The 12,354-nt window shown below is 60.1% G+C and carries 9 protein-coding genes, 1 tRNA gene and 2 rRNA genes; 8 read left to right on the top strand and 4 right to left on the bottom strand.

Features of this window, described 5'->3' with window-relative positions:
• The first annotated feature begins 8 nt into the window (after positions 1 to 8).
• Complete coding sequence (locus tag C8D77_RS00385) at positions 9 to 758, top strand: SDR family oxidoreductase (protein ID WP_170136638.1); 750 nt, start codon at positions 9 to 11, stop codon at positions 756 to 758.
• A 30-nt stretch (positions 759 to 788) separates the two neighbouring features.
• Here the strand turns inward: C8D77_RS00385 and C8D77_RS00380 are convergent, their stop codons facing one another.
• Positions 789 to 1,541 (bottom strand): pyrroline-5-carboxylate reductase family protein, encoded by a 753-nt coding sequence (locus tag C8D77_RS00380; RefSeq protein WP_109658639.1) that lies wholly within the window; start codon positions 1,539 to 1,541, stop codon positions 789 to 791.
• A 110-nt stretch (positions 1,542 to 1,651) separates the two neighbouring features.
• Here C8D77_RS00380 and C8D77_RS00375 point away from each other — a divergent pair, with 110 nt between their 5' ends.
• The 7 genes from C8D77_RS00375 (at position 1,652) to C8D77_RS00345 (ending at position 8,527) form a co-directional block, all read left to right on the top strand.
• The gene (locus C8D77_RS00375) at positions 1,652 to 2,425 is read left to right on the top strand and encodes a GntR family transcriptional regulator (protein ID WP_164548788.1); all 774 of its coding nucleotides are present in this window, start codon (positions 1,652 to 1,654) and stop codon (positions 2,423 to 2,425) included.
• A gap of 141 nt (positions 2,426 to 2,566) precedes the next feature.
• Positions 2,567 to 3,679, top strand: a complete 1,113-nt coding sequence (locus C8D77_RS00370; protein WP_109658637.1) for a branched-chain amino acid ABC transporter substrate-binding protein — start codon at positions 2,567 to 2,569, stop codon at positions 3,677 to 3,679.
• A gap of 120 nt (positions 3,680 to 3,799) precedes the next feature.
• On the top strand, positions 3,800 to 4,750 hold the full coding sequence (locus tag C8D77_RS00365; protein ID WP_245951589.1) for a branched-chain amino acid ABC transporter permease: 951 nt from the start codon (positions 3,800 to 3,802) through the stop codon (positions 4,748 to 4,750).
• Positions 4,750 to 5,745 carry a branched-chain amino acid ABC transporter permease gene (locus C8D77_RS00360; protein ID WP_109658636.1) on the top strand — a complete coding sequence of 332 codons (996 nt, stop codon included), beginning with the start codon at positions 4,750 to 4,752 and terminating at the stop codon, positions 5,743 to 5,745. The genes C8D77_RS00365 and C8D77_RS00360 overlap by 1 nt, the downstream gene beginning before the upstream one ends.
• Complete coding sequence (locus C8D77_RS00355; protein WP_109658635.1) at positions 5,742 to 6,572, top strand: ABC transporter ATP-binding protein; 831 nt, start codon at positions 5,742 to 5,744, stop codon at positions 6,570 to 6,572. The genes C8D77_RS00360 and C8D77_RS00355 overlap by 4 nt, the downstream gene beginning before the upstream one ends.
• Positions 6,496 to 7,245 (top strand): ABC transporter ATP-binding protein, encoded by a 750-nt coding sequence (locus tag C8D77_RS00350; RefSeq protein ID WP_109658634.1) that lies wholly within the window; start codon positions 6,496 to 6,498, stop codon positions 7,243 to 7,245. The genes C8D77_RS00355 and C8D77_RS00350 overlap by 77 nt, the downstream gene beginning before the upstream one ends.
• Complete coding sequence (locus C8D77_RS00345; protein WP_109658633.1) at positions 7,238 to 8,527, top strand: NAD(P)/FAD-dependent oxidoreductase; 1,290 nt, start codon at positions 7,238 to 7,240, stop codon at positions 8,525 to 8,527. Before C8D77_RS00350 ends, C8D77_RS00345 begins: the two co-directional genes overlap by 8 nt.
• 255 nt (positions 8,528 to 8,782) lie before the next feature.
• Here the strand turns inward: C8D77_RS00345 and C8D77_RS00340 are convergent.
• From C8D77_RS00340 to C8D77_RS00330, 3 genes are all read right to left on the bottom strand, one after another.
• Positions 8,783 to 8,859 (bottom strand) — tRNA-Met (locus C8D77_RS00340).
• Between the two features lie 182 nt (positions 8,860 to 9,041).
• Positions 9,042 to 9,156, bottom strand: a 5S ribosomal RNA gene (gene rrf, locus C8D77_RS00335).
• A gap of 153 nt (positions 9,157 to 9,309) precedes the next feature.
• Positions 9,310 to 12,131, bottom strand: a 23S ribosomal RNA gene (locus C8D77_RS00330).
• Positions 12,132 to 12,354: the final 223 nt, after the last annotated feature.

The following is a 12,354-nucleotide window of genomic DNA, read 5'->3' as shown; positions in this document are numbered from 1 at the left end:
GAATGGCCATGACCTATCGCACCGCCCTCGTCACCGGCGCCTCGAAAGGCATCGGCGCAGCGATCGTCGAGAGCCTGATCGCGGAAGGATTGACCGTCCATGCACTGGCGCGCAACCGCGACGCGCTGCAGGTCCTGCAGGCACAGCTCGGGCCACATGTAAAACCGCTTGTCGCCGACGTGCGCGATCATGAAGCGATCGCCGCTGCGCTCGGTGGGGCGGAAATCGATGTGCTGATCAACAACGCCGGCGGTCTGGCGACCGTGCGCGCGCTGCATGAGCAGAGCGCGGAGGAAACAGCCGAGGTGGTGGCGCTGAATCTCACCGCGCCATTGCAGCTCATCCGCCTGTTGCTGCCGGGCATGATCGCGCGCAAGCGTGGCCACATCTTCAACCTGACCAGCACGGCGGCCAGCGGCGTCTTTCCCGGCACGACGACCTACGGTGCGGCCAAGGCCGGCCTTTCCCAGGCCGGCCGCATCCTGCGCTTCGATCTCGCGGGCACCGGCGTGCGGCTGACCGAGATCGCCCCCGGCCGCGTGGAAACGGATTTCTACTTGAAGGCGTTCGACGGCGACCGCGAGGGCTTGCGCAAGCGCATGTACACGCAACAGCGGCCGCTCGGCCCGGCCGATATTGCCGCCGTGCTTGTTGCCGCGCTGCGGATGCCGGACCATGTCGACATCGCCGAATTGATCGTTGCGCCAAGCGAACAGGCACCCGGCGGTCATACCTATCCGCCCGGGCCGCAACGCTGAGCGACTGCGTGGCGCCAGCGACGCCGCGCCTCAGTCTGGTCCCATCAATTTGTCGAGCACGGCCGTGCAAGCCTCCTCCCAGGCCGCAGGCACACCACGCGCCGAAAGCACCTGCAGGCCCCGCTCGGTGATGCCGCCCGGTGTCACCAGCTCCTCGAGCATTTGGTCCATCGGCTGGTCCTTCTCCTCAATCAGCCGCCCGGCGGCCACGAATGTCAGCGCCGTCAGCCTGCGGCCAGTTGCCGGATCGAGACCTTGCGTGCTCGACCATTCCGCCGTTTTGCGGATCAGATCCTGCACCCAGCCATAGACGGCGGCATTGACCGTCGCCACCTCGAAGTCCGTTTCGCTGGCGAGCGCAATCGAGGGGCCGAGCCGGTCGAGAACCGCCTGCGCCTGCTCAATGTCGGGGAAATAGATCGTCGGACTGGCACAGATTTCGGAAGCCGTGAACGGCATGGCGCGCACAGCGCGCGCAGGCGCGACAGCGAACCGCGACAGCGGTACACCGGCGCAAACCGAAACCACCACTTGGTCCTTGCGCCACGGCAAACCAGCGACCGCGTCCGGCGCATGCGCCGGCCGTACGGCGACAATGACGACATCGGACCGTTCGACGAGATCGCGATTGTCGGTTGCCAACCGAAAACCATGCCGGGCGCAAAGTGCAGCGGCCTTGCCGCGCGGCGACAGCACGATTGCTGCGGGATCGAGCCCGGAACGCAGGAAACCAGCCAGCATGGACGCCGCCAGATGCCCGACACCAAGAATGCCTACAATCATTGTTGTCCCCCGGATTTGAACCTGCTGCTTGCCATTCAGACGAAGTTGGGAAAGAAAGGCGCTCTACAAAGTGTAGACACAACCTGCATACAAATCAGATGAGAATCGTCGTGACCGAACGAGCCGAGACCAGCGCCGATAGCGATCCGTCCCTTGCCGCCGAGGCCGAAACGCGCCGCGCTGCCGACAGCAGCGAACGCGCCTACAACACCATCCGCAAGCTTCTGGTGGAGTTCAAGCTGAAGCCCGGGGAACGCATCAATGAGGTCCAGCTTTCGCGCAGCCTCGGCGTTTCGCGCACACCGATCCGCGAGGCGCTGAACCGGCTCGCCTCCGAGGGTTTCGTTTCGCTCACGCCCAATCGCGGCTTTTTCGTCAGAAGCCTCAGCACCGAGGGCCTGCTCGACCTCTACGAGTTCCGCTCGATCATCGAATGCGCTGCTTTCAAGCTGATGTGCGAACGCGCCGACGACAGTGAAATCGACCGGCTGCGGAGCTACTGGGAAGCGATCGTCGACGCCTACCCGGACCAGCCGCCGGATGTCATCCTGGCCGAGGACGAAGGCTTCCATCTGCTCATTGCCGAACTGTCGGGAAATCCGGAACTTGTCGGCCAGCTCAGCTCCATCAATGCGCGCATCCGCTTCATCCGCCGCATCCAGATCGAACATCCCTCGCATGACAAGGCGCAGATCACCTCCCATTCGGCCATCGTCGATGCCGCCGTCAGGCGGGATGCCGAAAACGGCATGAAACTGCTGCGCGAACATATCGAAATGACCGTCTCCGCCACGCAACAGGCGCTCAAGGACGCCCTGCTCAAGGTGTTCGCGCCCGGCAACGGCGCTGATCTGAAGCGCCGGCGAAGGGCACGCGACGCATAATCGATATCTGAGCACGAAATTGAACGCAATAGTGTCGACACTTTCTTGACGACAGTCTCTTTGTCTGCTTCGATGGGTTCCAAGGGGAGAGAAGACCGGAACGGCCGCTCCTGCTGTGACCAGTAGCCAAGGGGAACCATCATGAGAAAATTTATCGCCACACTCCTTCTCGGAGCATCGCTATTCGCGGGCCCGGCCATGGCCGAGCAGATCACGATTGGTCTATCCGCTCCGCTCTCCGGCCCGCAGGCCTATTTCGGCACCACATGGCATAATGGCTTCAAGCTCTATGTCGACAAGCTGAACGCCGATGGCGGGGTCAATGGTGTGACCGTCGCCTATGAACAGGAAGACGACAAGGCAGATCCGCGCGAGGGAACGCTCGTGGCGCAGAAGTTCTGCGACAATGACCAGGTCGTCCTCGGCCTCGTCAACTTCAATTCCGGCGTCGCCCAGTCCACCTTGCCGATCTATGAGGATTGCTCGCTGCCGACGATGACCTTCGGCTCCAACCCATCGCTGACCAAGCAGGGCTACAAGCTTATGGTGCGCCCGGTCGCGAACGATCTGGCGGGCGCGCTGCTGCCGGCTGAATACGCGCTCGGCAAGCTTGGCGCCAAGACGGCGCTGGTCGTCAACGACAAGCAGGTTTTCGGCCAGGGAATCTCCGAAATCTTCGCCAAGAACTTCGAGAATGGCGGCGGCAAGGTCATCGACACGATTTCGGTCGCGCCAAGCGATGTGGACTTCGCCGCCGTGCTGGCGCAGATCAAGCCGAAGAAGCCCGACGTCATCTATCTCGGTGCCGTCATGCCGCAGCTGGCGCTCTTTGCAAAACAGATGCATGAGCAAGGCATCACCGCCACCCTGATCGTACCCGACGGCGGCTATACGCCGGACCTGATCAAACAGGCCGGCGAGCCCAACGTCCAGGGCACGCTCGTCGCCATCCAGGTGCCGCCGATGGATGCCTCGCCGGAGATCGCCGAGTTCGCCAAACTCTACAAGGCCAAGTACGGCGAAGAAGCCGGCCCTTACTCGATCTATGGCTATGTTCAAGGCCAGATCCTCGAACAAGTGCTGAAGACGACCAAGGGCCTGACGCGCGAGGACATAAACACGGCGCTGCACGCGGTCAAGGTCAAGACCGCCGTGGGTGAACTGGAATTCGACGAAACGGGCGAACTTAAAGTCGCCCCATCGTACCTCTACAAGGTCGAGGGATCGAAGTTCCAGCTTGTCGGCTCGAAATAGCAGCCGGGCGCCGGAGCCGCCTGCCTTTTTAAAGGCGGCTCCTCTTGCCTGTCGACGGCCGCGCCTGACAAGAGTGCGACGGACCGTCGATCGGGAACCCATTGCACAGGACACCGGCCCATGCTGGGAAACCTCATTCAACAGACGGTCAACGCGTTGACCATCGGCTCGATCTACGCGCTGATCGCGCTCGGCTACACGATGGTCTATGGCGTGCTGCGCATGATCAATTTCGCTCATGGCGAGATGTTCATGCTCGGTGCCTATGTCGCCTTTCTGATCCTCTCCATGCTGGTCGGCGATGTCGGCATGGCGGGCGCGATTGCGCTTACCGTGGCCTTTGTCGTCGCTGTCTTCCTGGTGGGCTTCATCGGCGTCGGCATTGAACGCATTGCCTACAAGCCGTTGCGAAATTCTACCCGGCTTGCGCCAATGCTGTCCTCGCTTGGCGTTTCGCTTTCGCTGGTCACCGGCATGCAGATTCTTGCCGGCCCGCAGCCGGTCGCCTTTCCGAGCTTCTTTCCCGTCGTCCGCTATGAAGTGCTGGGTGGCACCATCACCTCGATGCAGATCGGCATCCTCGTCGCCGCCTTCGTGTTGATGCTCGGCCTGCATTTCCTCGTCAACCGCAGCCGTATCGGCATCATCGTGCGTGCCGTTTCGGAAAGCCGCCCCACCGCACAGCTTCTGGGCATCAACGTCAACGGCGCGATCTCGATGGTGTTCTTTGTCGGCCCGCTGCTCGGCGCGGCCGGCGGCATCCTCTATGCCAGCTATTACGGCATCATGTCGCCGACGATGGGCGCCGTCATTGGCCTGAAGGCCTTCACCGCGGCGATCCTCGGCGGCATCGGTTCCATTCCCGGCGCCATGCTTGGCGCCTTCATCCTCGCCTTCGTCGAAGTCGGCGGAACCGCGCTGCTGCCCGTCATCACCCATGGCGTGCTGGGCACCGAATATCGCGATGTGCTCACCTTCGCGATCCTCATACTCGTGCTTCTCGTTCGCCCCGCCGGCATATTGGGCGAGGCCGTGTCCGAGGAAAGCATCGTGTACAAGAGGGAGTTCTGATGTCCGTCGCCGAGAGCCTCGCGGCTGCCAGGCCGCGTTCAAGCCGGGCCGTCGCGTTCCTTGTCTTTGCCGTAGCAATCGCGCTGATCGCGGCGACGCCCTTCCTGCCCAATTACTATATCCGTGTCATCGACAGCCTGCTGATCTACATCTTGCTCGGCATCGGCCTGAACATCGTGATTGGCTATACTGGCCTGCTCGATCTCGGCTTCGTCGCCTTCTATGCGGTCGGCGCCTACAGCTACGCACTGCTTGCCAGCCCTCAGCTCGACCTGCACCTGCCCTTCCTGGTCATTCTGCTGGTAGCCGCCAGCCTTGGTGCGATCACCGGCATATTGCTCGGCATCCCGGTGTTGAGATTGCGCGGCGACTATCTTGCCATCGTCACACTCGGCTTCGGCGAGATCGTGCGCATCATCATCAACAATGTCGACTGGCTTACCGGCGGGCCGAAAGGCATAGCCCGCCTCGACAAGGCTTCGATCCTCGGCATCCAGATCGCCCGGCCGGTCGATTTCTTCTGGCTCCTGCTTGTCGTCGTGCTCCTGGCCGGCCTTGTGGCCTGGCGGCTGGAGCGGTCCATCCTCGGCAAGGCCTGGGCAGCGATCCGCGAAGACCAGGATGCCGCGCGCGGCATCGGCATCAACACGACCAACGCCAAGCTTGCCGCCTTCGCCACCTCCGCGACGATCGGTTCGATCGCGGGCGCAATCTTCGCGGCCTCCCAGCGCTTCGTCAGCCCGGAGAGTTTCACGCTTCAGGAATCGGTGCTGATCGTGCTGATGATCGTGATCGGCGGCATCGGCAACATTCTCGGCATCGTCGCCGGTGCGGCAATCCTGATCCTGCTGCCGGAAGTGCTGCGCGAATTCGCCGAATGGCGCATTCTTTTCCTCGGCCTGTTGATGATCTTCCTGATCATCGTACGCCCGGCCGGCATCGTTCCGCGCAGCTTCGGACCAGACAAGCTTATCCGGAGACTGTTCGGCAAATGACCCTGGTTTTCGACAGACTGCGAAAGGAATATGGCCAGGTCGTCGCCATCGATGACGTGACCGCCTCCTTCGCCCCCGGGCTGATCCACGGTGTGATCGGGCCCAACGGCGCCGGTAAGTCGACGCTCATCAACATGACCGCCGGCTCCTACACCGTCTCGGCCGGATCGATAGCGCTCGACGGCAAACGCCTGGACAAGCTCAAGAAATATCAGATCGCCAATTCGGGAGTCGCCCGCACCTATCAGAACATCCGTCTCTTCGACCAGATGACCGCGCTCGAAAACCTCGAGGTCTGCTTCTATCCGAGCGACGTCGGCGGCACATGGAAAGAAGTCGTGTGGCCGCCCTATGCCTCGGCCCGCCGCGACCACCGACGCGAAAAATGCATGGAGATCTTGCGTTTTTTCGATCTGCAAGGCCATGCCGACGCGGAAGCCGGCAGCCTGCCCTATGGCCGCCAGCGCATGCTGGAGATCGCCCGCGCGCTGGTTTGCAATCCGCGCCTGCTGCTGCTTGACGAGCCCGCTGCCGGGCTGAACCATCATGAGACGGCGGATCTGACCGCGAAGCTCGCCGCCCAGCGCTCGCCCGACCGGATCACGATCATCGTCGAGCACGACATGGATCTGGTGATGGCGCTCTGCGACAACATCATTGTCATGCATCACGGAAAGCTGCTTTTTCAGGGAACACCCGCCGAGGTGCAGGCCAGCACCGACGTCCAACTCGCCTATCTGGGAACCGCCAATGACATCGACGACATCCGAGCCGCTGCTCAGGATCGCCGGGCTCAGCTCGGGATACGGACGCGTCGGCGTTCTTGAAGACATAAACGTCGACGTCGATCCGCACGAGATCGTCGTTGTTCTCGGCCCGAACGGCGCCGGCAAGACGACGCTGCTCAACTCCATCTCCGGCGTTGCGCGTCCGACCGCCGGCAGCATCACCTTCGAAGGGCGCGACATCACCGGCCTGCGGCCGGAGCAGGTCGTGCGCCTGGGCATCACCCATTGCCCGGAAGGCCGCCAGATATTCCAACGCCTGACGGTGGAAGAAAACCTAGTCGCCGCCCATGTTGGCCGCGGCGGCAAGAGCTTCGAAGCGCTGCGCGCCGAGGCCTTCGATCTCTTTCCGGTGCTGAAGGAGCGGCGCAACGGTATGGCGAGCCGCATGTCCGGCGGCCAGCAACAGATGCTTGCCATTGGCCGGGCGCTGATGGCCGAGCCGAAACTTCTGATGCTCGACGAGCCATCGCTCGGCCTCGCCCCGAAGATCGTTCATCAGATCTTCCGCATCATCCTCGACCTGTCGCGCAACGGCATTTCCATCCTGCTCGTCGAACAGAATGTGCAGCTAGCACTTGAATGCGGCGACTACGCCTATCTGCTGAACACCGGCAAGGTGAAGCTTCACGCCCCCGCACAGGAAATGGCCGAGCATTCCGCCTTGAGCGAGCACTATCTCGGCGGCGCCACCGTGGAAGTTCTTCATGTTTGAAGTCGACTGGAAGACGCCGCATCTGTGGCGCAAGACCGCGGATCTGCGCCAGACGGCGCCGGCACTGCAGGGCGATTTGAAGACGGATGTGCTGGTCGTCGGAGGCGGCTTCACCGGCATGGCAGCTGCACTCGGCGCGCGCGACAGCGGCGTCGATGTCATTGTGCTCGAAGGCAACGAGATCGGTTCGGCGGCTTCCGGCCGCAACAACGGCCTTGTCATCTCCCACCATTCCAAGGCATCGCCTTCGGAATTCGAGGCGGCATACGGAAAGACCGTCGGCACCCGCTACAACCGCATGGTCGCCGATGCCGCCGGCGTGGCCTTCGGCCTGATGCAGCGCTTCAACATCGATGCGCATCAGGTGCAGGAAGGCTGGATCCAGCCCGCGCACACCGAGGCGACACTTGCCCGCACGCGCCAGTTCTATGAGGAGTGGAAAGCCTTCGGCGCCAATGTCTCCAGCCTGGACCGTGACGAAGCCACCGCGCGCATCGGCAGTCCCTATCTCGGCGGCTGGATGGTGCACAATTCGGGCCATATCAACCCGTTTGCCATGACCATCGGCCTTGCCGCGGCGCTGGAGCGCGAAGGCGCGACCATCCACGAAAACTCCCGCGCAACCCGCATCGAGAAGGTGGAGGGCGGCTGGCGCGTCTTCACCGCGTCGGGAAGCGTCACCGCACCGGAGGTGGTGCTGGCGACCAACGCGCTGACCGGCGACATCTGGCCGGGCCTCAAGAAGACGCTGGTGCCGCTAAAAGTGTTCCAGGCGGCGACCAACCCTCTGCCGGAGGACATGCGTGCCAAGATCCTTATCGGCAATCCGGCCGTGTCCGACATGCGCAACGACATCCGTTACTTCCACTATGACCGCGACAATCGGCTGGTGAGCGGCGGGACGCATACGTTCTGGTTCGGCGAGGCCGATCGCGGCCGCACCAAGGTCTCGCGCATGCTGGGCAAGGCCTTTCCCGCGTTTGGCGGCGAACCGGAGATGGTGGAATATTGGCACGGGACATTCGCGGTGGTGCCAGACCGCAGGCCACGCCTTTATCGTCTCGCCCCCGGCCTTGTGTTTGGCGGCGTCTATTCCGGTCGTGGCGTGGCACTCTCCATGTCGCTTGGCCAGGAAATCGGCCGCTGGGCGGCAGGGCGGCGCACGGATGAGCAGATGTCGCTTCCGGTCACCAATATGAAGCCGGTTCCGTTCCATCCGATCGCGGTGCAGGTGGCCAACCGCATGCACGCCTGGAACCGCTTTCAGGACAAAGGCTCCTAAAGCCTCCAGGATTGATCAACAATGGCGCGCTCCGGCGTGCTCCGAGAAGCCAGTCCCTCCAAACGCAAACGGCCCGCGGGCTGCGGGCTATTTTGAATTGGATTTTTGTTGAGAGGCTTTGTTTTGTCGTGCCTTGTCAGCTGAGGCCTCTTTGTGGGCCGAGGAGTTCAGCTGGCTGGCGATGGTCAGTTGGCTGGCGATGGTCCGTCCCCAAACGCAAACGGCCCGCAAAGCGGGCCGTTTGACTATTGGATTTGGTTGCGGGGACAGGATTTGAACCTGTGACCTTCAGGTTATGAGCCTGACGAGCTACCGGGCTGCTCCACCCCGCGTCACCATTGGACGTAAGCCGAGGCCTACGAATAGGATGGCCTACAAATAGGTAGATGGCTCACCAATTGAAAGGGCCGCTTACGCGGCCCGTGGTTTCCCGATTGGCGGGCCTTGTTCATAAAGAGAAGATTTCTCTCCATCCAGGATTGATCCTGGATGTGAGCCAACGTGCGTTTAGCAGACCTGGCAGCGACCTACTCTCCCGCGTCTTGAGACGAAGTACCATCAGCGCTGGAGCGTTTCACGGCCGAGTTCGGAATGGGATCGGGTGCAGCCGCTCCGCCATAACCACCAGGTCGGCAAAACGCACGTTGTTCGAGAAGCTGTTTCTAGCGATTGGCCGCAACATAGCATCAGGCGTAAGGCCTGGGGCTCTGTCGGAGCTTTTCGCTGGTCTTTGTCGTGCCTGTCATCCTCCATTTCTGGAGCGATGAGCATAAGGAATGAGAACGATCAAGCCGATCGAACTATTAGTACCGGTAAGCTTCAAGCGTTGCCGCTCTTCCACACCCGGCCTATCAACGTGGTCGTCTTCCACGGTTCTCAGGGAATACTCGTTTTAAGGTGGGTTTCCCGCTTAGATGCCTTCAGCGGTTATCCCGTCCGGATATAGCTACCCTGCTATGCGGCTGGCGCCACAACAGGTCCACCAGAGATCCGTCCATCCCGGTCCTCTCGTACTAGGGACAGATCCTTTCAATATTCCTACACCCACGGCAGATAGGGACCGAACTGTCTCACGACGTTCTGAACCCAACTCACGTACCGCTTTAAATGGCGAACAGCCATACCCTTGGGACCTGCTCCAGCCCCAGGATGCGATGAGTCGACATCGAGGTGCCAAACAACCCCGTCGATATGGACTCTTGGGGGTCATCAGCCTGTTATCCCCGGCGTACCTTTTATCCGTTGAGCGATGGCCCTTCCACGCGGGACCACCGGATCACTATGACCGACTTTCGTCTCTGCTCGACTTGTCAGTCTCGCAGTCAGGCAGGCTTATGCCATTGCACTCAGCGAACGATTTCCGACCGTTCTGAGCCCACCATCGCGCGCCTCCGTTACTCTTTAGGAGGCGACCGCCCCAGTCAAACTACCCACCATACATTGTCCCGGACCCGGATAACGGGCCGCGGTTAGACATCCATAGTAATAAGGGTGGTATTTCAAGGGTGGCTCCACCTGAGCTGGCGCCCAGGTTTCAAAGCCTACCACCTATCCTACACATGCCACTACGAATGCCAATGTAAAGCTATAGTAAAGGTGCACGGGGTCTTTCCGTCTAACCGCAGGAACCCCGCATCTTCACGGGGAATTCAATTTCACTGAGTCTATGCTGGAGACAGCGGGGAAGTCGTTACGCCATTCGTGCAGGTCGGAACTTACCCGACAAGGAATTTCGCTACCTTAGGACCGTTATAGTTACGGCCGCCGTTTACTGGGGCTTCGATTCAGAGCTTGCACCCCTCCTCTTAACCTTCCAGCACCGGGCAGGCGTCAGACCCTATACGTCGTCTTGCGACTTCGCAGAGCCCTGTGTTTTTGATAAACAGTCGCTACCCCCTGGTCTGTGCCACCCTCCTCTACTTGCGTAGAAAAGGGTCACGCTTCTTCCGAAGTTACGCGTGCAATTTGCCGAGTTCCTTCAGCATAGTTCTCTCAAGCGCCTTGGTATACTCTACCAGACCACCAGTGTCGGTTTCGGGTACGGTTTATAAGGAGGAGCTATTTCCTGGAACCACGCAGCAGCCCGTTCAATCCGATAAGATTGGACTACCTCAATGATCCGTCACTACCTCCAAGCCCACGAATATTAACGTGGTTCCCATCGACTACGCGTTTCCGCCTCGTCTTAGGGGCCGGCTAACCCTGCTCAGATTAGCTTTAAGCAGGAACCCTTGGTCTTTCGGCGGGGGAGTCTCTCACTCCCCTTACGTTACTCATGTCAGCATTCGCACTTCTGATACCTCCACCACCCCTCACGGGTATGGCTTCATCAGCTTACAGAACGCTCCGCTACCGCTTGGCCCTTGCGGACCAAACCCTAAGCTTCGGTGTATGGCTTTAGCCCCGTTACATTTTCGGCGCAAAGACCCTTATTTAGACCAGTGAGCTGTTACGCTTTCTTTAAATGATGGCTGCTTCTAAGCCAACATCCTGGTTGTTTTGGGATCCTCACATCCTTTCCCACTTAGCCATAACTTGGGGACCTTAGCTGTAGGTCAGGGTTGTTTCCCTTTTCACGACGGACGTTAGCACCCGCCGTGTGTCTGCCGACTAGTACTCCCAGGTATTCGGAGTTTGGTTAGGTTTGGTAATCCGGTGAGGACCCCTAGCCCATCCAGTGCTCTACCCCCTGGGGTATTCGGTCGACGCTCTACCTAAATAGATTTCGCGGAGAACCAGCTATTTCCGAGTTTGATTGGCCTTTCACCCCTAGCCACAAGTCATCCCGAACTATTGCAACAGTTATGGGTTCGGTCCTCCAGTAAGTGTTACCTTACCTTCAACCTGCTCATGGCTAGATCACTCGGTTTCGGGTCTAATGCGACGAACTGAACGCCCTATTCAGACTCGCTTTCGCTGCGCCTACACCTAGCGGTTTAAGCTTGCTCGTCACACTAAGTCGCTGACCCATTATACAAAAGGTACGTGGTCACCCAGGACGAACCTTGGGCTTCCACTGTTTGTAGGCAATCGGTTTCAGGTACTCTTTCACTCCCCTTGTCGGGGTGCTTTTCACCTTTCCCTCACGGTACTAGTTCGCTATCGGTCATGCACGAGTACTTAGGCTTGGAGGGTGGTCCCCCCAATTTCAGACAGGATTTCACGTGTCCCGCCTTACTCGAGGACGATTGATTGCATTACGCGTACGGGGCTGTCACCCACTATGGCCCTACTTTCCAGAAGGTTCCGCTTGTCTCTCAATCGCCACTGGCCTGGTCCGGGTTCGCTCGCCACTACTTCCGGAGTCTCGGTTGATGTCCTTTCCTACGGGTACTTAGATGTTTCAGTTCCCCGCGTTCGCCACTTTACCCCTATGTATTCAGGGTAAGTTACCTATTATCGATACTTGGAAACCACAGCAGCAAGTCGGCCTTGCGACCTTCTGGCTGCTCTGATTTTCCAAGTACCTTAGGTGGGTTTCCCCATTCGGAAATCTACGGATCAAAGGGTATTCGCACCTCCCCGTAGCTTATCGCAGCGTATCACGTCCTTCATCGCCTGTGCATGCCAAGGCATCCACCAATTGCCCTTAAGACACTTGATCGTTCTCATTGCCAATGCCCACCCGCGCAATCCAAAGGATTGTCGCTTCAGCCTCTCCCTTTCGGGGTTGGCATCCGCGTAATTCCAAAGGAATTGCCGCCTGAAGCAGATCCTGTGCGGGATCAAACTTCGATGTCATTGGCACAAAAAGACCAGCTTCTCGAGATCGGTTCGAGGGTGCGGTTAGGCAAGCCCATCATATGCGGGAGATTGAGCGTCTCCCG

This window comes from Mesorhizobium loti (genome assembly GCF_003148495.1).
GTDB classification, from domain to species: domain Bacteria; phylum Pseudomonadota; class Alphaproteobacteria; order Rhizobiales; family Rhizobiaceae; genus Mesorhizobium; species Mesorhizobium loti.
The sequence above is the reverse complement of the archived record's forward strand: the minus strand, read 5'-3'. Positions and strand labels throughout refer to the sequence as shown.

What these genes read in the sequence shown, in the direction of transcription:
- C8D77_RS00385 (WP_170136638.1), top strand. Translation starts at nt 9, where the DNA reads ATGACCTATCGCACCGCCCTCGTCACCGGCGCCTCGAAAGGCATCGGC.
- C8D77_RS00380 (WP_109658639.1), bottom strand. Translation starts at nt 1,541, where the DNA reads ATGATTGTAGGCATTCTTGGTGTCGGGCATCTGGCGGCGTCCATGCTG.
- C8D77_RS00370 (WP_109658637.1), top strand. Translation starts at nt 2,567, where the DNA reads ATGAGAAAATTTATCGCCACACTCCTTCTCGGAGCATCGCTATTCGCG.
- C8D77_RS00365 (WP_245951589.1), top strand. Translation starts at nt 3,800, where the DNA reads ATGCTGGGAAACCTCATTCAACAGACGGTCAACGCGTTGACCATCGGC.
- C8D77_RS00360 (WP_109658636.1), top strand. Translation starts at nt 4,750, where the DNA reads ATGTCCGTCGCCGAGAGCCTCGCGGCTGCCAGGCCGCGTTCAAGCCGG.
- C8D77_RS00355 (WP_109658635.1), top strand. Translation starts at nt 5,742, where the DNA reads ATGACCCTGGTTTTCGACAGACTGCGAAAGGAATATGGCCAGGTCGTC.
- C8D77_RS00350 (WP_109658634.1), top strand. Translation starts at nt 6,496, where the DNA reads ATGACATCGACGACATCCGAGCCGCTGCTCAGGATCGCCGGGCTCAGC.
- C8D77_RS00345 (WP_109658633.1), top strand. Translation starts at nt 7,238, where the DNA reads ATGTTTGAAGTCGACTGGAAGACGCCGCATCTGTGGCGCAAGACCGCG.